The sequence below is a fragment of the Streptomyces sp. NPDC111744 genome (genome assembly GCF_055634995.1).
In genome coordinates this window covers 38,254-60,291 of sequence record NZ_JBVKCG010000014.1, presented here as the reverse complement: position 1 = coordinate 60,291, position 22,038 = coordinate 38,254, and the positions used below count along the sequence as shown (strand labels likewise).

The window sequence follows — 22,038 nt, the reverse complement described above, 5'->3', positions numbered from 1 at the left end:
TGTGCGAGTCGCGGATCAGCTGTTCGTCTTCATCAGCATGCCGAGGACGATGATGCACGCGAACCACAGCAGACCGATCACCAGGGTGATCCGGTCCAGGTTCCGCTCGGCGACCGAGGAGCCGCCGACGGAGGACTGCATGCCGCCACCGAACATGTCGGAGAGGCCGCCGCCCTTGCCCTTGTGCATCAGCACCAGCAGCATCAGCAGCAGGCTGAAGACGATCAGGGCGATCGAGAACCCCAAAACCACGGCTGGACCAACTTCCTCGGATACGGATGGAATGCGGGGCCGAAACCACGACGGAAGCTCGGAACACGCTCCTCATAACAGTTTCGGCCCCGCAAGGGTACGACGGATCGTCGCTACCGCCTACTCGCAGGTCTGCTCACTGGTCGCGGAAGCGCACGATCTTGACGAATTCGTCCGCGTCCAGCGAGGCGCCGCCGACCAGCGCGCCGTCGATGTCGGCCTGCGCCATGATCTCGGCCACGTTGCCGGCCTTGACGGAGCCGCCGTACTGGATGCGGACCTGGTCGGCCAGCTCCTGGCTGTACAGCTCGGCGAGCTTGGCACGGATCGCGCCGCAGACCTCCTGCGCGTCCCCGGCGCCGCAGACCTTGCCGGTGCCGATGGCCCACACGGGCTCGTAGGCGATCACGATCGACTCGGCCTGCTCGGCCGGGACGTCCTTGAGGCCGCCCTCGACCTGGGCGAGGGTGTGGGAGACGTGGTCGCCCGCCTCGCGGACGTGCAGTTCCTCACCGACGCACAGGATCGGGGTCAGGCCGTGCTTGTAGGCGGCCTTGACCTTGGCGTTCACGAGCTCGTCCGTCTCGTGGTGGTACTGCCGGCGCTCGGAGTGGCCGATGACCACGTACGTGCACTTCAGCTTGGCCAGCATCGGACCGGAGATCTCGCCGGTGTAGGCGCCGGAGTCGTGCGCCGATACGTCCTGGGCGCCGTACCTGATCTTGAGCTTGTCGCCGTCGACCAGGGTCTGCACGGAACGCAGGTCGGTGAAGGGCGGCAGGACGGCGACCTCGACGGCCTCGTAGTCCTTGTCGGCCAGGGCGAAGGCGAGCTTCTGGACGTGCGCGATGGCCTCGAGGTGGTTGAGGTTCATCTTCCAGTTGCCCGCCATGATCGGCGTGCGCGTGCTCATGTAGGTCAGTCCTCCAGTGCGGCGAGGCCGGGGAGCGTCTTGCCCTCGAGGTATTCGAGGGAGGCGCCGCCACCGGTCGAGATGTGTCCGAACGCGTTCTCGTCGAAGCCGAGGATGCGCACGGCGGCTGCGGAGTCTCCGCCGCCGACGACGGTGAAGCCCTTGGACTCGACGAGAGCCTGGGCGACCGCCCGGGTGCCCTCGGCGTAGTCGGGGTGCTCGAAGACGCCCATCGGGCCGTTCCAGAACACGGTCGCGGCGTCGGCGAGCTTGGCCGCGTAGAGGGCACCGGTCTTCGGGCCGATGTCCAGGCCCAGCTGCCCCTCGGGCATCCGGTCCGCGTCGACCACGGTGTGCTCGGTGGGCGTCTTGGCCTTCAGGTCCGGGAATCCGGGGGCGACCACGATGTCGATGGGGAGCACCAGCTCGACGCCCTGCTTCTCGGCGCGCTCCATGTACTCGGTGACGGCCGGGATCTGGTCCTCCTGGAGCAGGGAGGCCCCGACCTCGTAGCCCTTGGCCTTGAGAAAGGTGAAGGCCATGCCGCCGCCGATGAGAAGGCGGTCGGCCTTGCCGAGCAGCTGGTCGATGACGGCGAGCTTGTCGGAGACCTTGGAGCCGCCGAGCGCGACGACGTAGGGGCGCTCGACGTCCTCGGTGAGCTTCTTCAGGACGCCGACCTCGGTGGCGATCAGGTAGCCGGCGTAGTGCGACAGCCGGGCCGGGAGGTCGTAGACGGAGGCGTGCTTGCGGTGCACGGCGCCGAAGCCGTCGCCGACGTAGACGTCCGCGAGGGCGGCCAGCTGGTCGGCGAACTCGCCGCGCTCGGTGTCGTCCTTCGAGGTCTCGCCGGCGTTGAAGCGCAGGTTCTCGATGACGGCGACCTGGCCGGGCTGCAGCCCGTTCACGGCGTCGTGGGCGGCGGGGCCGACGGTGTCCTGGGCGAAGGCGACCGGGGCGCCGAGGAGTTCGGCGAGCCGCTCGGCGGCCTGGAGCAGGGAGAACTTCGGGTCCGGGGCACCCTTGGGGCGGCCCAGGTGGGAGGCGACGACCACCTTGGCGCCCGCGTCGGCGAGGGCCTTGACGGTGGGCAGGACGGCACGGATGCGGCCGTCGTCGGTGATGAGGCCGTCGGACATCGGCACGTTGAGGTCGGCGCGGACGAAGACCCGCTTGCCGTCGACCCCTTCGGCGAGGAGTTCGTCGATCGTCTTCATGGTTGGGGACTCCTACAGGAGGGCTCTTGATCGTACGAGGGCTGATCGAACCGTAGACGCAGGGTCGATCCTTACGTGCGTCAGGGCTCGGGCGGCGCGACCGTGCGCTGCCCGAGCCCTGCTACCGCATCGAGGTGCCTGCTTGGCCGATCAGAGCTGGTTGCCGACGAAGACCGTGAGGTCGACGAGGCGGTTGGAGTAGCCCCACTCGTTGTCGTACCAGCCGAGGATCTTCACCGTGTTGCCGTCCTGGACCATGGTCAGGGAGGAGTCGAAGGTGCAGGAGGCCGGGTCGCCGACGATGTCCGAGGAGACGATCTCGTCCTCGGTGTACGCCAGGTAGCCGCTCAGATCGCCGTCCTCGGAGGCCTTCTTGAACGCGGCGTTGACCTCGTCCTTGGTGACCTCGCGCTGAAGCGTCACGACCAGGTCGGTGGCCGAGCCGGTCGGGACCGGGACGCGCATCGCGATGCCGTCCAGCTTGCCCTTGAGCTGCGGCAGGACCAGGGCGGTGGCCTTCGCGGCACCGGTGGTGGTCGGGATGATGTTCTCGGCGGCGGCACGCGCGCGACGCAGGTCCTTGTGCGGGAAGTCCAGGATCCGCTGGTCGTTCGTGTACGCGTGCACCGTCGTCATCAGGCCCTTGACGATGCCGAAGTTTTCGTCCAGGACCTTCGCCATCGGCGCCACACAGTTGGTGGTGCAGGAGGCGTTGGAGATGACGTGGTGGTTCGCCGGCTCGTACTTGTCCTGGTTGACGCCCATCACGATGGTGATGTCCTCGTCCTTGGCCGGAGCCGAGATGAGGACCTTCTTCGCACCACCGGCGATGTGCTTGGCGGCGTCTTCCTTCTTGGTGAAGATGCCGGTCGACTCGATGACGATGTCGACGCCCAGCTCGCCCCACGGGATGTCGGAGGGGTTGCGCTCGGACAGGACCTTGATGGTGTGCCCGTCGACCGTGATGGTGTCGGCGGTGTGCGACACCTCGGCCTTGAGGCGCCCGAGGATCGTGTCGTACTTCAGCAGGTGAGCGGTGGTGGCGGTGTCACCCAGGTCGTTGACAGCCACGATCTCGATGTCAGCACCCTGCTCCAGCAGCGCGCGGAAGTAGTTGCGACCAATGCGGCCGAAGCCGTTGATGCCTACGCGGATCGTCACGAACCGATCTCCTCGTTGGTACGCCGGCCATGCGGTGCCGGCGAGCTGTATTTGGGATGTCCCCGACCACCCACGACCCTACCTCTCTGAGGCTCCCGAGGTGACATCCAGATGCCCCATACACGGCGAGGCGGTCCGTACCCGCCAGTAGGGGTACGGACCGCCTCGGATCGGGGGTGGTATCACCCCGTTTTGTCACGGAATGCCGACTGCTTTTCGGTGCGATGTCACTCGTTCGTGAGCGGGTCGGCTCACTTGTCGAGTGCCATTCAGGTCATCTGTCGAGTGCCGTCAACGCCTTCTTCACCAGAGCGGCACGCTCGGCGGCCGAAGTGACCTGTTCCAGGCCGAACCCGAGCAGCACGGTGCGTCCGGTGGTGACGGACCCGTACGTCTTGAACAGGGCTCCGGTGCGCGCCCAGTCCTTGAGGACGGCCGGGCTGCCCGCCGGCGGTCCGGTGACGCTCCAGGGGCCCAGTGAGGTTTCGAAGCCGTCGGTCTCGGTGGCCCTACCGCCGACCACGAGCGAAGCGTCGTCGACGAGGACGCCGTGCCCGCCGCTGCTCGGATCGGTGATGTAGCCGAGGGAGATCTCGACGGACTTCCCGGCGTAGGCGCTCAGGTCGAACTTCACGGACTGCCAGCCCGCGGAGCCGCCGGTGAGGCTGTGCCAGGAGCCGGTGGTGCCGCTCGGGGCGCACTGGTTGTCGGCGATGGTCAGGTAGTGCTTGAGCCACGGGTGCTCGGCGATCAGGAAGCCGGCCCCGCACTCGCTCGGCACGGCGTCGCTGGTGGCGCCGCCCGCCTCGGGCAGGGTCGTCCAGTCGTCGGCGCCCACGATGTGCGCCTCGACCACCGCGTGGTCGTAACCGGGCTCGGTGTCCCAGAGCAGCTTGGCGCTCAGAGCCGGCTGGTCGGCCGCGCTGACGCCGGTGAGGTCAATGGTGCGGGTGAGGCGCTTGTAGGCGTCGTCGGTGTGGACGGCCGCCGCCATGTACGACCCCGAGTACGGCCCGTACGGGTTGGTGGTCCCCGTGAACTGGCCCGCGCCCGCGCTGGCGAACTGGGGGTAGGTGTCGGCGGAGAGTTCGTCTGAGGTGACGGCGTAGGTCCCGGCCTTGTCGAGCGGGTTGGCGGAGGTACCGCTCAGGGCTCCGCTGAAGCCGGTCAGCGCGCCGGAGCCGGTGAAGCCGGTGGCCCCGGGGGTCGAGGTGCGGGAGTAGGCACCCAGGTAGTACTGGCTGAAGTCGTTGGACGGGGTGCCGTCGCCGAGGTCGACGCTGCCGCCGGCCAGTTCGCCCGCCTCGATCAGCTTGCCGCCCTCGTTGAGATAGGCGCGCAGCTGGAGCTGGGTGTCGTTGCCGGGGCCGCTCGTGCCCGAGTAGTGCACGACGGTCCTGAAGTGCTTCAGCACGCCGAGCGCGTCGGGCGTGCCCTGGGTGGCGACGTCCCAGACGGCCGCCTTGTGCCCGGCCGCCTTCAGCGCCTCGACATAGGTCTGTGCCTGGGTGGCTTTGGCGCCTTCCTCGGCGACCACCAGGGTGTCCGCCTTGGGGCGCGCGGCGACGGTGTACGTGAAGTGTGCGCTGGAGACCTTCCTGCCGCTCTTCGTCTCCCCGGTGAACCACACCTCGACCTTGTCGCCCGGTACGCCGTCCTTCACCTTGGCCCGGTACTCGTCGAAGTAGAGGTTGTCCTCACCGCCGTAGGTCTCACCGCCCCGCCAGGGCTTGAGCGCCATGTCCAGCGTACGGCCGCCGTTGACGCGGTACTTCAGCTCCTTGTCGCGGATCGCCTTGCGGACGACGGCGGAGACCTCCTGGTCGGCGCCGCGCGAGTACGACGTGGAGAACGTGGCCGGGGTGAAGTCGGCGGCGCTCAGGCCGACCGAGGAGACCGGCTGGTCGGGGTGGGCGGCGGTCTCGGCGACGGAGAGCGCGAACGGGACGTTCTTCGCGAACTCGTCCTGGATCAGCTTCTCGTCGTCCGGGAAGTTGAAGACCGACTGGCAGTCGGCGGCGTTCCAGGCGTCGTTCGGGTCGATGTTCGAGGCCGTCTGGCAGGTCGACATCTCGGGGGTGAACATCGCCATGCCGTTGACGTTCGACGCGTGGCCGTCCGCCTCGCCGTTGGTGGTGTACAGCTCAGAGGAGACCTGCGAGCGGTAGCCGGGGATGGCCGGGTTGTCCGGGGTGCCGGCGAGCGCCTTGTAGAGGACGTCGTCCGGGGTCGGGGTGGCCACCTGCCAGCCGACGCCGTAGAGGAGCAGCTCGGCGGCGGAGTGGTAGTTGATGGCGTACGTGAACCCGACACGCTTCTCGAAGTCGTCGAGCGCCCTGGTCTCGGGCTCGGACTCGGGACTCGCGCCGCGGTAGGTCTCGCTGGTGGGGTTGGGGGACGACCCCTCGTCGTCGTAGCCCCACTTGTAGCCGAAGTTGCGGTTGAGGTCGACGCCGTCCCCTGCGCTGATGACGCCGTCACCGTTGACGTCCCGCAGGTTCTTGCGCCACAGGCGGGTGCCGGAGTCCTGGAAGGTGTAGTCGTAGCCGTCGGGGTTGGCGGACAGCACGAACCACAGCTCGGTCGAGTCGACGATCTTCTTGACGCGTTTGTCGGCCGTGTAGTTGTCCAGGTAGTAGTGCATCAGCCGGCGGGTCATCTCCGGCGTGATCCACTCGCGCGCGTGCTGGTTGGACACATACAGCACGGACGGCTTGGAGCCGTCCTTCGAGCTCTTCGCGCCCTTGGTCAGTTTCAGCGCGAGGATGTCCTGGCCGTTGACCGTCCTGCCGATGGACTCGACCTTGGTGAGGCCGGGGTTGGCCTGCGCGGTCCGCAGGATCTCCTCCTCGAGCCCGCCGCTGCCGCTGTACGGGCGGAACACGCCCTGGGAGGCGTTCGCGACACGCGTCTCCGCCTTGGCCGACAGCGTGTGCTCGGTGAGGTCGACGCCCTGTTTCTCCAGGGTCCGGGCCTGCCCGTCGGTGAGATAGAGCTCGACTTCCGTCTTGCCGGATCCGGTGACCTGGTCGCCGAGTTCATGGCCGTCCTGGCCGGCCTTGAGCAGCAGGGGAATCTGCTTCTTGGTGACGTCGGCGCGGTAGACCTTGACCTCGTCGGGGCCGGGCTTCGCCGAACCCCCGGTGTGCGCATGGGCCATGGGTGCGAGTGCGGCTCCGCCGATCAGGAGCGCGCCGACAGCGAGGATCGATCTCGCTCTGTGTCTCATGAACCCCCCTAGCAGTGGTCCGCCACGGCGACGGACCCCTGCCAGGCTCATGACACTCCATGATCGAGTCAAGGGCACCTCATAGACAGTTCACAGTGGCCTAAAAGGGATGTAAATCCCGGTGCCGACGACCGCTTTGGGCCGTCGGCACCGGTGCGCTGACGGTGCCTCAGACTGCGAGGTTGTCCGCCAGTTCCTCGCTGAGGTTGGCCTCGGTGCCCGGGATGCCCAGGTCGGACGCGCGCTTGTCGGCCATCGCCAGCAGACGGCGGATCCGGCCCGCGACGGCGTCCTTGGTGAGCGGCGGGTCGGCGAGCGCGCCCAGCTCCTCCAGGGAGGCCTGCTTGTGCTCCATGCGCAGCCGGCCGGCCGCGGCGAGGTGCTCGGGGACCTCGTCGCCGAGGATCTCCAGGGCGCGCTGGACCCTGGCTCCGGCGGCGACGGCCGCGCGGGCGGAGCGGCGCAGATTGGCGTCGTCGAAGTTGGCGAGGCGGTTCGCGGTGGCCCGGACCTCGCGGCGCATCCGGCGTTCCTCCCAGGCCAGCACGGACTCGTGCGCGCCGAGGCGGGTCAGCAGGGCGCCGATGGCGTCACCGTCCCGGACGACCACCCGGTCCACTCCGCGCACCTCACGGGCCTTCGCGGCGATGGACAGCCGACGGGCGGCACCGACCAGCGCGAGCGCGGCCTCCGGGCCGGGGCAGGTCACCTCCAGGGAGGACGAGCGGCCGGGCTCGGTCAGCGAGCCGTGCGCCAGGAAGGCGCCGCGCCAGGCCGCCTCCGCGTCGCAGGTCGCCCCGGAGACGACCTGCGGGGGCAGGCCCCGGATGGGGCGGCCCCGGCCGTCCACGAGCCCGGTCTGGCGGGCCAGCTGGTCACCGCCCGCGACCACCCGCACCACATAGCGCGAGCCCCGGCGCAGTCCGCCGGGTGCCATCACGATCAGCTCGGAGCTGTGGCCGAAAATCTCCAGGATGTCCCGCTTGAGGCGCCGGGCCGCCATCGCGGTGTCCAGCTCCGCCTCGATCACAATGCGCCCGCTCACCAGGTGGAGGCCGCCCGCGAACCGCAGAATGGCTGAGACCTCCGCCTTCCGGCAGCAGGTCCGGGTGACGGGTAGCCGGGAGATCTCGTCCTTCACCGCTGCCGTCATCGCCATGGGCCGATCCTTCCATGCATCCGAAAAATACGGTCGTACGCGGCGGCCAACAGCTCCGGATCATGCCGGGGTGATCCGTCGGTCCGGGCCACGGGGCCCAGCTCGACCGCGGCTCCCAGCCGCTTGGCGGCTTCGGTGAGCGAGTCGCGGTCGGGCACGGCGGCCTCGTCGGCCAGCACCACGTCCAGGGCGAGTTTAGGGGCGTGTCGGCCCAAAACCTCCAAATGACGCTGCGGTGAGAAGCCTTCGGTTTCACCCGGCTGCGGTGCGAGGTTCAACGACAGGACCTTCCGGGCCTTGGTCTCGGTGAGCGCGTCGAGGAGATCGGGGACGAGCAGGTGCGGGATCACCGAGGAGAACCAGGACCCCGGGCCCAGCACCACCCAGTCCGCGTCGAGGACCGCCTCGACTGCCTCCGGCACGGCCGGCGGGTCGTGCGGCACCAGGTGCACGGACTGCACCTCGCCGGGCGTCAGCGCCACCGTGGCCTGCCCCCGGACGATGTCCACCTCCTCCGGCCGCTCCGGGTCGTGCCCCTTGACCAGGGCCTGCAGCTCCAGCGGAACGGCGGACATGGGCAGCACCCGCCCGTGCGCGCCGAGCAGCTTGCCGACCAGGTCCAGGGCCTGGACGTGGTCGCCGAGCTGTTCCCACAGGGCGACGATCAGCAGATTGCCGACCGCGTGCTCGTGCAGCTCGCCCTTGGACTGGAAGCGGTGCTGGATGACCCGGGCCCAGGTCTGGCCCCAGTCGTCGTCACCGCACAGCGCCGCGAGGGCCTTGCGCAGATCACCCGGAGGAAGCACACCGAGTTCGTCGCGGAGGCGCCCGCTGGAGCCGCCGTCGTCGGCCACGGTGACGACGGCGGTGAGGTCGCCGGTGATCCGGCGCAGCGCGGCGAGCGAGGCGGACAGGCCCATGCCACCGCCCAGCGCGACCACCTTGGGCTGGGCACCACGGCGGCGCGGCCGGGCGCCACGGGCCTCGACTGGGCGGCCCGCGCGGGACTCGGGCACGACCCGGCGCAGCCTGCTCAGCCTTGGAGTACGTCCGGTCACTCGCGCCCCATGTCCCGGTGCACGACTACGGTCTCCACTCCCTCGGCGGCCAGACGGGCAGCGAGCTTCTCGGACACGGCGACCGAGCGATGCTTGCCGCCCGTGCAGCCGATGGCGATGGTCACATAGCGCTTGCCCTCGCGCCGGTAACCGGTCGCGACCAGCCGCAGCAGCTCGGCGTACCGGTCGAGGAACTCCTTGGCACCCGGCTGGTTGAAGACGTACGCCGACACCTCCTCGTTGAGGCCGGTGTACGGGCGCAGCTCCGGCACCCAGTGCGGGTTGGGCAGGAACCGCATGTCGGCGACCAGGTCGGCGTCGACCGGCAGGCCGTACTTGAAGCCGAACGACATCACGGTGGCCCGCAGCTCGGGCTCCTCCTCGCCGGCGAACTGGGCGTCCATCTTGGCGCGCAGCTCGTGCACGTTGAGGCTGGAGGTGTCGATCACCAGGTCGGCGTCGCCGCGCAGCTCGCGCAGCAGCTCGCGCTCGGCGGCGATGCCGTCCACGATCCGGCCGTCGCCCTGCAACGGGTGCGGGCGGCGCACCGACTCGAAGCGACGGACCAGGGCGTCGTCCGAGGACTCCAGGAAGACGATCCGGCGGGTGACGCTCCGGCTGTCGAGGTCGGCGAGGGACTCGCGCAGGTTGTCGAAGAAGCGCCGGCCGCGAACGTCGACGACGACCGCGATCCGCGCCACGTTGCCCTGGGAGCGGGCGCCCAGCTCCACCATGGTGGGGATGAGGGCCGGCGGGAGGTTGTCCACGACGAACCAACCGAGGTCCTCCAGACACTTCGCCGCCGTCGAGCGGCCCGCTCCCGACATGCCGGAGATGATCACCAGCTCGGGGATGGCCGCCTCGGGCGCTCCGGCCGGAGTGGCATCCGTACTCACTTCTGCTCCGTTTTCCTGGACCGCTTCCGCTTCCTGCGGCTGATCCTGGCCCGGCTCGTTGTGCGTTTCCTTGGGCGGACCCTGGGATTCGCTGAACGCCGGATCTCGCTGGGCTGTGTGCTGTGCCTCGTGCTCGGTCATCTCTCCTGCCCCCGTCGATCGTCCGGGGGGCCCGCGGGTACGGGCTCCCCCGAGGCGTCCGCCGTCGTCTCGGGCGCCTCGTCTTCCCTGTCATCCATGATCTCTCCGGTCGCCGTGTTCACGGCAGGCGCGGCCGGGGCCGCCTGGGCGAGGGCCGCGGCGATGGTCTCGGCCGTCTTGCGGCCTATCCCGGGCACCTCCTGGATCTGCTCGATTGTGGCGGACCGCAGCTTCTTCACCGAGCCGAAATGCTTGATCAACGCCTGTTTGCGGGTCTCGCCGAGACCCGGTACGTCGTCCAGCGGGCCGGAGCGGAAGCGCTTGGCCCGCTTGGTGCGCTGGTAGGTGATGGCGAAGCGGTGCGCCTCGTCGCGGACGCGCTGGAGCAGGTAGAGGCCCTCGCTGGTGCGGGGCAGGACCACGGGGTCGTCGTCCTCGGGCAGCCAGACCTCTTCGAGGCGCTTGGCGAGGCCGCAGACTGCGATGTCGTCGATGCCCAGCTCGTCGAGCGCCCGCTTGGCCGCCGCGACCTGGGGCCGGCCGCCGTCGACGACCACGAGCTGGGGTGGGTAGGCGAACTTCCTGGGGCGGCCGTCGTCGTCCTGGAAGCCGTTGATCGGGCGGCCGCCGCTGTCGGTCTCGGCGCCTGTGGATGCGCCGCCGTCTACGGGCGCGCCGCCGTGTACGCCGCTGTCTGCGGGCGCGCCATTGCCCATGTGTGCAGCGGTGTCCGTGTCCGTGGGTTCACCGGCGTTGGTGGGTTCACCGGCGTCCGTGAGTGCACTGGTGTCCGTGAGTGCACTGGTGTCCGTGAGTGCACTGGTGTCCGTGAGTGCACTGGTGTCCGCGGGTGCACTGGTGTCCGCGGGTGCACTGGTGTCCGTGAGGGTGCTTGGCGTGTCGTCCTCCACCCACTCGCCGGTCCTCTCCTTCTCGGCGAGGTAGCGGCGGAAGCGGCGGGTGATCACCTCGTGCATGGAGCGCACGTCGTCCTGGCCGGCGAAGCCCTTGATCTGGAAGCGGCGGTACTCGCTCTTGCGCTGCAGGCCGTCCTCGAAGACGACCATGGAGGCCACGACGTCGTCGCCCTGGAGGTGCGAGATGTCGTAGCACTCGATGCGCAGCGGGGCGCTGTCCAAATCCAGGGCGTCGGCGATCTCCTCCAGGGCCCGGGAGCGGGTGGTGAGGTCGGAGGCGCGCTTGGTCTTGTGGAGGGCGAGCGCCTGCTGGGCGTTGCGCTGCACGGTCTCCATCAGGGCCTTCTTGTCGCCGCGCTGCGGGATGCGCAACGAGACGTTCGACCCACGGCGGACGGCGAGCCATTCCTGGACCGGCTCGACCGGCTCGGGCAGGGCCGGCACCAGCACCTCCTTGGGGACGGCGTCCCCGGTCTCCTCACCGTAGAGCTGCTGGAGGGCGTGCTCGACGAGCGCCCCGGTGGTGACGTCCTCCACCTTGTCCGTCACCCAGCCGCGCTGACCGCGCACGCGACCGCCGCGCACATGGAAGATCTGGACGGCCGCCTCCAGCTCGTCCTCCGCGACAGCGATCAGGTCGGCGTCGGTCGCGTCGGCGAGCACGACCGCGTTCTTCTCCATGGCCTTCTTCAAGGCCTCGATGTCGTCGCGCAGGCGGGCGGCCCGCTCGTACTCCATCTCCTCGGCCGCCTCCATCATCTGCTTCTCCAGACGGCGGAGGTAGGTGCCGGTGCGGCCGGCCATGAAGTCGCAGAACTCATCGGCCAGTTCGCGGTGGTCCTCCGGGGAGATCCGGTCGACGCAGGGGGCCGAACACTTGCCGATGTAGCCGAGCAGACAGGGGCGGCCGGTGCGGGTGGCGTTCTTGAACACCCCGGCGGAGCAGGTGCGCACCGGGAACACGCGCAGCAGCAGGTCGACCGTGTCCCGGATCGCCCATGCGTGGCCGTACGGCCCGAAGTAGCGGACGCCCTTCTTCTTGTGACCGCGCATCACCTGGACACGCGGAAACTCCTCGTTCATCGTCACCGCGAGGTACGGGTAGCTCTTGTCGTCGCGGTACTTGACGTTGAACCGGGGGTCGTACTCCTTGATCCAGGAGTACTCCAGCTGGAGCGCCTCGACCTCTGTGGACACCACGGTCCACTCCACGGACGCGGCCGTGGTGACCATCGTCCGGGTGCGGGGGTGCAGGCTCGCCAGGTCCTGGAAGTAGTTCGCCAGACGCTGGCGCAGGCTCTTCGCCTTTCCGACGTAGATCACCCGGCGGTGCTCGTCACGGAACCTGTACACCCCGGGAGAGTCCGGGATCTGTCCCGGCTTGGGGCGGTAGCTGGAGGGGTCGGCCATGTCTCACACCCTACTGGCGCCCGCCGACACCGCGACGGGCCTGTGGACAACCCTCGACGAGGCCAAAGGGACCGGCGGGACCGGCGAACGTCGGGAATGCGGGACGGGAGGGACAGAAAGGGCGCAAGGCGTGCAGGGGGGCTCGGGCGGAGGGGGCTCCCGGCGTGAGCGGGGACGCCGGGATGACGGGGCAGAGAGCCGTCGGAGCATCCGGTGATGGTGGGCTGAAAGGAGGGGGCTCCGGGGCGTCCGGAGGCGGCACACCGGCGGGGATCCGGAGACGCGGGACCGGTGGCGGCATCTGCCCTGACGCGGCAGCGCAGGCCCGTCGTGCGCAGGCCCCTCGTGGTGCGGCTCGCCGCCTCGCGCCTCCGAAGTGGATCTCGGAATCGGCCACCTCGGTGGCATCGCGAGCCGTCCCGGCACCCCGCCCGCGCGTGCCCGGTCCGTGACCGGCGCCGACCTGCCGAGCCGATCGCAACGTACCTTGCACGGCTTCCTCCCGAAATCGGCGCCCTGTGTGCGAAGCGGGCTCGGTCTCCCGGACAACGATGGCGCCCTCTCCCCCGCACGGTCCTACCGGCGACGGGGTCACGCCTCGGCCAGGTGGGGGCCCTCGGCCGGCCGAAGGTGTTGTCGGGGATTGGTCAACACGCTTCAATGCGGGGGAGCGGCGGCCTGCGGACGCGGCGTACCCAGGTGCGGCCGCCCCGACGCCGACGGGGTGGCCCCGGACCCGCGCCAACGGCCTGACCAGCCGTGGTGAACCCCCCAAGAGAAAGGCCCCCCTGTATGCGGCACGGCACACAGCACGCGGACGTCGCCACAGCGGAACTGGACTCGGCCCTGCGCGGCGGCCCCTTCCATGTGGCCCTGCGCGCCGCGATCGCCGCCCGCGGACTGCCGCTCCAGCGCGTGCAGCACCATCTTTCGCGCTACGGGGTCAAAGTAGGCGTCACCAGCCTGAGTTACTGGCAGCAGGGAGCCCGCCGACCCCAGCGCCCGGAGTCGCTGCGGGCCGTCCGCGCGCTGGAGGAGATACTCCAGCTCCCGGACGAGTCCCTGATCCGGCTGCTCGCCGATACCGACCAGGGCCCCGCCGTACGCCGCCCCGCCGCCCGCTCCTACCGCTCCCTGATCGAGGCATCCGACGTCCTGGACCGGCTGCAGGCCGAGCTCGGCTGGTCACTCGACGGCGGTCTGCACACCCTCGGACACCACGAGCGCGTACGGATCGGCGCCCACCGCGAACTGGCCGCCCGTGAATCGCAGCACATCGTGCGCGCCCACCGGGACGGCGTCGACCGTTTCGTGGCCGTCCACCACGGCGACCCCGGCTGCGCCCCGCAGCACATGACCGTGCGCGCCCTGGAGAACTGCCGCATCGGACGCGTCCGTTCGGACCCGGAGACCGGCCTGCTCGTCGCCGAACTCCTCTTCGGCGCCCGCCTGCGCTCCGGCGACACCTTTCTCTTCCGCTACGCCGTGGAGGACGGCACGGCCGGTGTCTCCCGCGAGTACGTCCGCGACTTCGGCTTTCCCGGCGGCCAGTACACCCTCCAGGTGCGTTTCGACGCACTGCCGATTCGCTGCCACCGGTTTGCCCAGCACTCCGCGGCGGCCCCGCGCAGCGGCCGGCAGGCGCTGCCGCTGAGCGGGCTGCACCGCTCCGTCCACCTGGTCGAGCCCCGGGCGCGGCCGGGCCTTCTTGGAATCGGCTGGGACTGGGAATGAACCGGCGTTGAACCGCCCCGGGGATCAGGCGCCCGGCCCCGCCACGAGCCGGCCGTTCGCGGCCTTGACGGGCAGCTCGTTCAACGGCTCGGTGGCCGGCGACCGCTCCACCTTCCCGGTGACCGCGTCGAACTCACTGCCGTGGCACGGGCAGACCAGCGTCGTGCCCTGAAGCTTGTTGATCGGGCACCCTGCGTGCGTGCAGATCGTGCTGTACGCCTTCAGGGCGCCGTCGGTGGACCGGCTGACGACGACGTTGTGCTCCCGGTAGAGCTTCGCGCCGCCCTTGGCGATGTCGCTCTCGGCTCCGAGGTCGACCGGGGCGGTCGGCGTCGCGTCCGCCGGGGCTCCGCCACCGGGAGCCGAGCAGGCGGTCAGCCCCAGCCCGGCGACCGGTGTGACCGCCGCCCCACGCAGGACGGTACGGCGGCTCGCGGAGGGTCGAACGGGCATGAGGGACTCCAGACGGGGTGAGGCGCGAGGTCGGGGCCGTGGCGAGGCAGAGCGACGATACCTGGGCGGATCGCCCCGCTTCGGGCTGGGTCGGGTTGTGGGGGCGAGGCCTGATGGCGCCCGGGGCCGAGGTGGACGCTGGTGGGCGCTGAGGGAGGCGTGAACATGCCTGGTGAGAGTTTCACCCGATCGGACGTAAACGCTTACGTAAGCGTTTACGAGAGGGTTCCGGATGGGGTAGCTTCCCGGCCGAGGCGCGCGGCAACCCGGCGGAAACGGCGAGCCTTGCCCAAGGGCGGGAAGCGAAGGAGGGGAGCCCCATGCCCACCATGGCCGACGTCGCCCGTAGTGCCGGTGTATCGGTGGCGACCGTCTCCCATGTGCTGAACGAGACACGACCGGTGCTCCCCCACACCCGTCAGGCGGTTCTCGACGCCATCGAGGAACTGGGCTACACACCCAACACCCTCGCCCGCTCCCTGGTGACCTCACGCACCCGCTCCATCGGGCTCGCGGTGTCGGCGATCAGCAACCCCTACTTCACGGAGATCCTCCAAGGCGTCGAGGCCGCCGCCCTGAAGCACGGCTACAGCCTGCTCATCGCCGATCCGCACGACGACCCCGAGCACGAACGCAAGATCGTCCAGCTTCTGCACGAGCGCCGCGTCGACGGCTTGATCGTCGCGCCCTCGGCCGACCCGCGCGAACTTCTTGCCTACCTCGGCCGACACGCCGTACCGACCGTCCTCCTCGACCGCGTGCTCGACGAGCACGCGGACAGCGTCCCGCGCTTCGACCAGGTCTGCGCCCAGAACACCGAGCCGATGGCCCGGCTCGTCGCCCACCTCGCCGGTCTCGGGCACCGCCGGATCGGCCTGGTCGCGGGGCTGCCGGGGCTCAGCACCACCAGCGAACGGATCACCGGCTACCGGCAGGGACTCGCCACCGCCGGGCTGCCCCTCGACGAAGGCCTGGTGGTCCCCGGCAACTCCGAGTCCGCCGGAGCCGAGCAGGCCGCCGCCGCTCTGCTATCGCTTGCCATGCCGCCGACGGCGCTCGTCACCGCCAACAACGCGATGACCATCGGCGCCCTGCGTGCCCTGCTCGCACACGGCCTCGTGGTGCCGGACGACATCGCCCTGTGCTGCTTCGACGACTTCGCCTGGGCCGACCTGTTCTCGCCCCGGCTCACCGCCATCGCCCAGCCCAGCAGAGAGATCGGTGCCGAAGCGGTCCGGGTACTCCTCGAACGGCTGGCCGCACCAGACCGGCCCGCCAGGACCGTACGGCTTCCGTGCACCTTCGTGCACCGGACGTCGTGCGGCTGCCAGGAGGAGGATGGCGGGACGGAGAGGATCGCGTGGGCACGGTCGGCCTGGTCAGGCCGCTCGGCCCAGTCGGCGCGGTCGAGTCAGCCGTCGGCACGCTCCGAGCAAGTCCCGCAGTCCGAGCAGGCCGGGCCTCCCCGGCACCCCGAGTACCTCGAGTACCCCGAGGAAGGAACCCTCTCGTGATCGTCGTCGCCGGTGAAGCACTGATCGACCTGGTACCGCAGGGCACGGGCGCCCTCGCGGCCCTGCAGCCGGCGCTCGGCGGGGGTCCGTACAACACGGCCGTGGCCCTCGGTCGCCTCGGCTCCCCCACCGCGTTCTGCTCCCGCACTTCCTACGACGCCTTCGGCGAGGCCCTGATGGACGGGCTGCGGCGCGCGGGTGTCGATCTCTCCCTCGTGGAGCGCGGCACGGAACCGACCACCCTCGCGGTCGCCACGATCGACGCGCAGGGCTCCGCCTCCTACTCCTTCTACGTCGACGGCACAGCCGACCGCCTGTTCACAGCCCCCGCCGGCCTCCCCGCCACGACCCGCGCCGTCTCCTTCGGCACACTCTCGCTCGTCCTGGAACCGGGAGCGAGCGCCTACGAGGAGCTGATGCGCAGTGCGGCCGGGCAGGGTCTGTTCACCGCCCTCGACCCGAACATCCGGGCAGGTCTCATCACGGACCCGGACGCGTACCGGGCGCGCTTCAAGAGCTGGCTGCCCTCGGTGACTCTCCTCAAGCTCTCGGAGGAGGACGCGCTGTGGCTGGGCGGCACCCCGCGCGAATGGCTGGCGTCGGGACCCTCTGCAGTGGTGATCACTCACGGCGGTGACGGTCTCAGCGCCTTCACCCCCGACGGCACCGTGTACACCATCCCCGGGGAGGAGGTCGCCGTCGTGGACACGATCGGCGCCGGCGACACCGTGAACGCGGCTCTGCTGCAGGGACTGGCCGCCCAGGACGCCCTGTCCGCCGAGGCGCTCGCGGGACTGGGCGCCGACGGCTGGACAAGGCTGCTGCGATTCGCGGCGCGGGCAGCCGCGATCACCTGCTCCCGGGCGGGCGCGGAGCCGCCGTATGCCTCGGAACTCGGGGGCCTGTAAGGGATGTTCGGCCTCTCCGTCGCCGATCCACCCGTTTCACCCGCTTCACGGCGCCGCTGATTCCGCTGTTGATGAGTCAAGGTTCGTCGTAGCCGCGGAGATCGGGCGGCTGATTGTGCAACGTGCGGCGCACCCCGGGAAGTTCCCGCGGGGCGCCGCACTTTTCTGGATTTGTCCGAGCCGGTTGCCCGGGGGCTCAGGCCTTGCGGGCCCGCGTCGTCGTCTTCTTCGCGGTCGCCGTCTTCCTCGTGGCCCCGGCCGCCTTCTTCGTGGCCGTGTTGTTGGCGGTCGTGGCGGTCGTCGTCCTCTTCGCCGCCGACTTGGCCGCGACCGTCTTCTTCGCCGCTGCCTTGCGCGGGGCCTTCACCGAGCTGGCGTCGCTGATGCGATCCGGGCCGAGGACCTCGCGCAGGAACTTGCCGGTGTGGCTGGCCGGGACGGCGGCAACCTCCTCGGGGGTGCCCTCCGCGACGACGAGTCCGCCACCGGCACCGCCTTCCGGACCCATGTCGACGACCCAGTCCGCGGTCTTGATCACATCAAGGTTGTGCTCGATCACGATGACCGTGTTGCCCTTGTCCACGAGGCCGGCGAGGACCTTCAGCAGCTTGCTGATGTCCTCGAAGTGCAGACCGGTGGTCGGCTCGTCCAGGACGTAGACCGTGCGCCCGGTGGAGCGCTTCTGCAGCTCGCTGGCGAGCTTCACCCGCTGCGCCTCACCGCCGGACAGGGTGGTCGCGGACTGGCCGAGGCGGACGTAGCCGAGACCGACGTCGTTCAGCGTCGTGAGGTGGCGGTTGATCGCCGGGACGGACTCGAAGAAGTTCATGGCTTCTTCGATGGGCATGTTCAGGACCTCGGCGATGGACTTGCCCTTGTAGTGGACCTCCAGCGTCTCCCGGTTGTACCGGGCTCCGTGGCAGACCTCGCACGGGACGTAGACGTCCGGGAGGAAGTTCATCTCGATCTTGATGGTGCCGTCGCCCGCGCAGTTCTCGCAGCGGCCGCCCTTGACGTTGAAGGAGAAGCGGCCCGGCTGGTAGCCGCGGACCTTCGCCTCGGTGGTCTGGGCGAACAGCTTGCGGACGTGGTCGAAGACACCGGTGTACGTCGCCGGGTTGGACCGCGGGGTGCGGCCGATGGGCGACTGGTCGACGTGCACGACCTTGTCGACGAGGTCGTCGCCGTCCACGCGGGTGTGTCTGCCGGGGACGTTCCGCGCACCGTTCAGTTCGCGGGCCAGGTGCGTGTACAGGATGTCGTTGACCAGCGTCGACTTGCCGGAGCCGGACACACCTGTGACGGCCGTGAACACGCCCAGCGGGAAGGACACGTCGATGTCCTGGAGGTTGTTCTCGCGGGCGCCGTGCACTGTGAGCTGACGGGAGGGGTCCTGCGGGCGGCGGATGTCGGGCAGCGGAATCGCCTTCTTGCCGGACAGGTACTGGCCGGTCTGAGACTCCTCGTTGGCGAGCAGTTCCTTGAGGGAGCCGCTGTGCACGACCTTGCCGCCGTGCTCGCCGGCGCCGGGGCCGATGTCGACGACCCAGTCGGCGACCTTGATGGTGTCCTCGTCGTGCTCGACGACGATGAGCGTGTTGCCCATGTCACGAAGCCGGACCAGGGTCTCGATCAGCCGGTGGTTGTCGCGCTGGTGCAGGCCGATCGACGGCTCGTCCAGGACGTACAGCACGCCGACGAGACCGGAGCCGATCTGGGTGGCCAGGCGGATGCGCTGGGCCTCGCCGCCGGAGAGGGTGCCGGCCGCGCGGTTCAGCGAGAGGTAGTCCAGGCCGACGTCGACCAGGAACCGCAGCCGCTCGTTGACCTCCTTCAGGACGCGCTCGGCGATCTTCTTGTCGCGCGCGTTGAGCTTGAGCTCGCCAAGGAATTCCGCGCAATCGCTGATGGACATCGCCGAGACCTCGGCGATCGACTTCTCCATGATGGTGACCGCGAGGACGATCGGCTTCAGGCGCGTGCCCTCACAGGTCGGGCAGGGCACCTCGCGCATATAGCCCTCGAAGCGCTCGCGGCTGGCGTCGCTCTCGGCCTCGCTGTGCCGGCGCTTGACGAAGGGCACCGCACCCTCGAAGGGCGTGGTGTACACACGCTCGCGTCCGTACCGGTTGCGGTAGCGGACCTCGATCTGTGTCTTGTGGCCGTAGAGCAGGGCCTTCTTGGCGCGCTGCGGCAGGCCGGCGAAGGGAATGTCGGTACGGAAGCCCAGCGCGTCCGCGAGGGCGCCGATCAGACGGCCGAAGTAGTCCTTGGTGTGCCCGTGTGACCAGGGGTGGATGGCGCCCTCGTCGAGGGACTTGTCCTCGTCCGGGACGATCAGCTCCGGGTCGACCTCCATGCGCGTGCCGATGCCGGTGCACTCGGGGCAGGCACCGAAGGGCGAGTTGAAGGAGAAGGAGCGGGGCTCCAGCTCCTCGAAGGACAGGTCGTCGTACGGGCAGTACAGGTGCTCCGAGTACATGCGCTCGCGCTCGGGGTCGTCCTCGGCGAGGTCGACGAAGTCGAGCACGACCATGCCGCCGGACAGGCCGAGCGCGGTCTCCACGGAGTCCGTGAGGCGGCGCTTGGCGGTGTCCTTCACCGTGAGACGGTCGACGACCACCTCGATTGTGTGCTTCTCCTGCTTCTTCAGGGTCGGCGGTTCGGAGAGCTGAACGGTCTCACCGTCGACACGCGCGCGGGAGTAGCCCTTGGTCTGGAGATCGGCGAAGAGGTCGACGAACTCGCCCTTGCGCTCGCGCACCAGCGGCGAGAGCACCTGAAAGCGGCTCCCCTCCGGCAGCTCCAGGACCTTGTCGACGATGGCCTGCGGCGACTGGCGGGAGATCGGGCGGCCGCACTCGGGGCAGTGCGGCTTGCCGATGCGTGCGAAGAGCAGGCGCAGGTAGTCGTAGACCTCGGTGATGGTGCCGACCGTCGAGCGCGGGTTGCGCGAGGTGGACTTCTGGTCGATGGACACCGCCGGGGACAGGCCCTCGATGAAGTCCACGTCCGGCTTGTCCATCTGCCCGAGGAACTGGCGGGCGTACGAGGAGAGCGACTCCACATAGCGACGCTGGCCCTCGGCGAAGATCGTGTCGAAGGCCAGGGAGGACTTGCCCGACCCGGACAGCCCCGTGAAGACGATGAGCGAGTCACGAGGCAGGTCGAGCGAGACATTCTTCAGATTGTGCTCGCGCGCGCCACGGACGATGAGACGGTCGGCCACAGCCGGTCCGCACCTTTCTTGAGAGAAGTGACAGGGGCAGGGCCCCGTGCTTCTTCAGACTAGGGGGAGCCACTGACAACGCCGGTCGGATTCCTGGATGCGTAAACAATCCCGGACCATCCAGCATGCCCGACGCCGCCACCGACGATATAGCACGTCCATTCGATTAACGGACCCCGTGCGAAACCTTCACCCGAAGGGGCGGCAGGGCTACTGTCAGCCCCATGATTGATCACGCTCATGACCTGGCGTCTGTACAGGAAGCGACGGACCGGCTCCTCACCGCAGTCGCCAAACTGGACAACGCCTCCGTAGCGCGACCGTCACGGCTGCCCGGCTGGACGGTCGGTCACGTCCTGGCCCACGTCGCCCGCAACGCGGACGCGCTCACGAACGTCCTCGGCGGACGTCCCATGTACGTCTCCGGCGAGGCCCGGGACGCCGACATCGAGCGGGACGCACCGCGCCCGCTCGACGCCCAGCTCGCCGACCTGCGCGAGAGCGAAGCCCGCTTCCAGGCCAGAGCGGCAGAGCCGGCGGACTGGACGCGCACGGTGGAGCTGCGCAACGGGGTCACCGACGCGGCGGCACGAGTGCCTTTCCGGCGCTGGGCCGAGGTCGAGCTGCATCATGTCGACCTCGGGATCGGCTACGAGCTGGAGGATCTTCCGGAGGAGTTCAAGGAGCGGGAGATCGACTTCCTGGCGGACCGCTTCCTCGCGCACTCCGCCGTCCCGGCGACTCGGATCACAGACGGCACGCGCGCGTGGAGCACAGGACGGCAGGCGTCCCGGCCGGAGGTCACCGTCACCGGCCGTCCTGCCGACCTGCTCGGCTGGCTCGCCGGGCGCCGTCCAGGAGCCGCCCTGGAGGTGTCCGGCGGGCCCCTGCCCGCGCTTCCTCCGCTGTAGCGCGCGGCACCTCGCCGGCCACTCCCCGCTATAGGCTGACCGCCATGACGTACAGCGGAGAGGTGACGGTCGGCGGGCCGGCGGACGTGCACGAGCTCAAGGACCTGATGATCACCAAGATCGCGGTCGGGCCGATGGACAACAACGCCTATCTGCTGCGCTGCCGCGCCACGGACGAGCAACTGCTGATCGACGCGGCCAACGACGCGGAGACGCTCCTGGGCATGATCGGTGACGACGGCATCGCGTCCGTCGTCACCACGCACCAGCACGGCGACCACTGGCAGGCGCTGGCCGAGGTCGTCGCCGCCACGGGCGCCCGGACGTACGCGGGCCGCGAGGACGCCTCCGGCATCCCGGTCCCCACCGACGTCGCCGTCGACGACGGCGACGTCATCCAGGTCGGCCAGGTCGAGCTGACCGCCCGCCACCTGGTCGGCCACACCCCCGGCTCCATCGCCCTGGTCTACGACGACCCGCACGGCCATCCACATGTCTTCACGGGGGACTGTCTCTTCCCCGGCGGGGTCGGCAACACGCGCAAGGACGCGAAGGCCTTCGCCAGCCTGATCCACGACGTCGAGACGAAGATCTTCGACGTGCTGCCGGACGAGACCTGGGTGTACCCGGGCCACGGCAACGACACCACCCTGGGCACCGAGCGCCCGCACCTGCCGGAGTGGCACGCGCGCGGGTGGTGAGCGCGGGTGCACGCACACGAGGGCGTGAGCCGTGCGTGTGAGTACAAGGCCCGGCGCACGGGTGTCACCGCGCTCGGCGCACGGTTCTCACTCGCGCCCGGCGCACGCCCCTTCGCCCGCGCCCCGCGCATGCAACCTCGCACGCCCCGCGCTGACCGATCGCGCGCCCCGTGTGAACAGTTCGCACGCGCCGGGGTCCGGCGCACGCTCCCCGCGTGCGTCGTTGCAGGGTCAA

16 protein-coding genes are annotated in these 22,038 nt (G+C 69.7%); 5 read left to right on the top strand and 11 right to left on the bottom strand.

The window, feature by feature from the left end; translation table 11 throughout:
- Positions 1-15: 15 nt before the first annotated feature.
- From secG to uvrC, 9 genes are all read right to left on the bottom strand, one after another.
- Positions 16-246 (bottom strand): preprotein translocase subunit SecG, encoded by a 231-nt coding sequence (gene secG / locus ACZ7OO_RS27815; RefSeq protein ID WP_352224631.1) that lies wholly within the window; start codon positions 244-246, stop codon positions 16-18.
- A 142-nt stretch (positions 247-388) separates the two neighbouring features.
- Positions 389-1,165, bottom strand: coding sequence for a triose-phosphate isomerase (gene tpiA, locus ACZ7OO_RS27810; protein ID WP_471508752.1), 777 nt, complete (start codon positions 1,163-1,165; stop codon positions 389-391).
- Between the two features lie 5 nt (positions 1,166-1,170).
- Positions 1,171-2,382: a phosphoglycerate kinase gene (locus ACZ7OO_RS27805; RefSeq protein WP_471508750.1), complete on the bottom strand. Its 1,212-nt coding sequence runs from the start codon at positions 2,380-2,382 to the stop codon at positions 1,171-1,173.
- A gap of 150 nt (positions 2,383-2,532) precedes the next feature.
- Positions 2,533-3,543, bottom strand: a complete 1,011-nt coding sequence (gap, locus tag ACZ7OO_RS27800) for a type I glyceraldehyde-3-phosphate dehydrogenase (protein ID WP_471508748.1) — start codon at positions 3,541-3,543, stop codon at positions 2,533-2,535.
- 274 nt (positions 3,544-3,817) lie between these two features.
- Complete coding sequence (locus tag ACZ7OO_RS27795; RefSeq protein ID WP_471508746.1) at positions 3,818-6,772, bottom strand: M14 family metallopeptidase; 2,955 nt, start codon at positions 6,770-6,772, stop codon at positions 3,818-3,820.
- 169 nt (positions 6,773-6,941) lie between these two features.
- Entirely contained in the window at positions 6,942-7,931 is a 990-nt protein-coding gene (whiA, locus tag ACZ7OO_RS27790) for a DNA-binding protein WhiA (RefSeq protein WP_132886120.1), read from the bottom strand.
- Positions 7,922-8,989, bottom strand: a complete 1,068-nt coding sequence (locus ACZ7OO_RS27785; protein WP_352224573.1) for a gluconeogenesis factor YvcK family protein — start codon at positions 8,987-8,989, stop codon at positions 7,922-7,924. The genes whiA and ACZ7OO_RS27785 overlap by 10 nt, the downstream gene beginning before the upstream one ends.
- A complete protein-coding gene (gene rapZ / locus ACZ7OO_RS27780; protein WP_471508744.1) occupies positions 8,986-10,026 on the bottom strand; it encodes an RNase adapter RapZ in 1,041 nt (346 codons plus the stop codon). The genes ACZ7OO_RS27785 and rapZ overlap by 4 nt, the downstream gene beginning before the upstream one ends.
- Positions 10,023-12,353, bottom strand: coding sequence for an excinuclease ABC subunit UvrC (uvrC, locus tag ACZ7OO_RS27775; RefSeq protein WP_471508742.1), 2,331 nt, complete (start codon positions 12,351-12,353; stop codon positions 10,023-10,025). Before uvrC ends, rapZ begins: the two co-directional genes overlap by 4 nt.
- Positions 12,354-13,145: 792 nt before the next feature.
- On the opposite strand from uvrC, the gene ACZ7OO_RS27770 reads away from it, so the two are divergent.
- On the top strand, positions 13,146-14,087 hold the full coding sequence (locus ACZ7OO_RS27770; RefSeq protein ID WP_471508740.1) for a hypothetical protein: 942 nt from the start codon (positions 13,146-13,148) through the stop codon (positions 14,085-14,087).
- Between the two features lie 24 nt (positions 14,088-14,111).
- Here ACZ7OO_RS27770 and ACZ7OO_RS27765 read toward each other — a convergent pair whose 3' ends face one another.
- Positions 14,112-14,540, bottom strand: coding sequence for a Rieske (2Fe-2S) protein (locus ACZ7OO_RS27765; protein ID WP_471508738.1), 429 nt, complete (start codon positions 14,538-14,540; stop codon positions 14,112-14,114).
- A 320-nt stretch (positions 14,541-14,860) separates the two neighbouring features.
- Between ACZ7OO_RS27765 and ACZ7OO_RS27760 the strand changes: the two genes are divergently transcribed.
- Both ACZ7OO_RS27760 and ACZ7OO_RS27755 read left to right on the top strand, forming a co-directional pair.
- Positions 14,861-16,054 carry a LacI family DNA-binding transcriptional regulator gene (locus ACZ7OO_RS27760; protein ID WP_471508736.1) on the top strand — a complete coding sequence of 398 codons (1,194 nt, stop codon included), beginning with the start codon at positions 14,861-14,863 and terminating at the stop codon, positions 16,052-16,054.
- Complete coding sequence (locus ACZ7OO_RS27755) at positions 16,051-16,962, top strand: carbohydrate kinase family protein (RefSeq protein WP_471508734.1); 912 nt, start codon at positions 16,051-16,053, stop codon at positions 16,960-16,962. The genes ACZ7OO_RS27760 and ACZ7OO_RS27755 overlap by 4 nt, the downstream gene beginning before the upstream one ends.
- A 196-nt stretch (positions 16,963-17,158) precedes the next feature.
- Here the strand turns inward: ACZ7OO_RS27755 and uvrA are convergent, their stop codons facing one another.
- Positions 17,159-20,191, bottom strand: coding sequence for an excinuclease ABC subunit UvrA (gene uvrA, locus ACZ7OO_RS27750; protein WP_471508732.1), 3,033 nt, complete (start codon positions 20,189-20,191; stop codon positions 17,159-17,161).
- A 224-nt stretch (positions 20,192-20,415) separates the two neighbouring features.
- On the opposite strand from uvrA, the gene ACZ7OO_RS27745 reads away from it, so the two are divergent.
- The gene (locus tag ACZ7OO_RS27745) at positions 20,416-21,102 is read left to right on the top strand and encodes a maleylpyruvate isomerase family mycothiol-dependent enzyme (protein ID WP_471508730.1); all 687 of its coding nucleotides are present in this window, start codon (positions 20,416-20,418) and stop codon (positions 21,100-21,102) included.
- A 44-nt stretch (positions 21,103-21,146) separates the two neighbouring features.
- Positions 21,147-21,803 carry an MBL fold metallo-hydrolase gene (locus ACZ7OO_RS27740; RefSeq protein ID WP_471508728.1) on the top strand — a complete coding sequence of 219 codons (657 nt, stop codon included), beginning with the start codon at positions 21,147-21,149 and terminating at the stop codon, positions 21,801-21,803.
- Positions 21,804-22,038 lie beyond the last annotated feature (235 nt).

Bases quoted from the DNA above. Each gene is read 5' to 3' on its own strand.
- tpiA (WP_471508752.1), bottom strand. From the start codon at position 1,165: ATGAGCACGCGCACGCCGATCATGGCGGGCAACTGGAAGATGAACCTC.
- ACZ7OO_RS27805 (WP_471508750.1), bottom strand. From the start codon at position 2,382: ATGAAGACGATCGACGAACTCCTCGCCGAAGGGGTCGACGGCAAGCGG.
- ACZ7OO_RS27795 (WP_471508746.1), bottom strand. From the start codon at position 6,772: ATGAGACACAGAGCGAGATCGATCCTCGCTGTCGGCGCGCTCCTGATC.
- whiA (WP_132886120.1), bottom strand. From the start codon at position 7,931: ATGGCGATGACGGCAGCGGTGAAGGACGAGATCTCCCGGCTACCCGTC.
- rapZ (WP_471508744.1), bottom strand. From the start codon at position 10,026: ATGACCGAGCACGAGGCACAGCACACAGCCCAGCGAGATCCGGCGTTC.
- uvrC (WP_471508742.1), bottom strand. From the start codon at position 12,353: ATGGCCGACCCCTCCAGCTACCGCCCCAAGCCGGGACAGATCCCGGAC.
- ACZ7OO_RS27770 (WP_471508740.1), top strand. From the start codon at position 13,146: ATGCGGCACGGCACACAGCACGCGGACGTCGCCACAGCGGAACTGGAC.
- ACZ7OO_RS27765 (WP_471508738.1), bottom strand. From the start codon at position 14,540: ATGCCCGTTCGACCCTCCGCGAGCCGCCGTACCGTCCTGCGTGGGGCG.
- ACZ7OO_RS27760 (WP_471508736.1), top strand. From the start codon at position 14,861: ATGCCCACCATGGCCGACGTCGCCCGTAGTGCCGGTGTATCGGTGGCG.
- ACZ7OO_RS27745 (WP_471508730.1), top strand. From the start codon at position 20,416: ATGATTGATCACGCTCATGACCTGGCGTCTGTACAGGAAGCGACGGAC.
- ACZ7OO_RS27740 (WP_471508728.1), top strand. From the start codon at position 21,147: ATGACGTACAGCGGAGAGGTGACGGTCGGCGGGCCGGCGGACGTGCAC.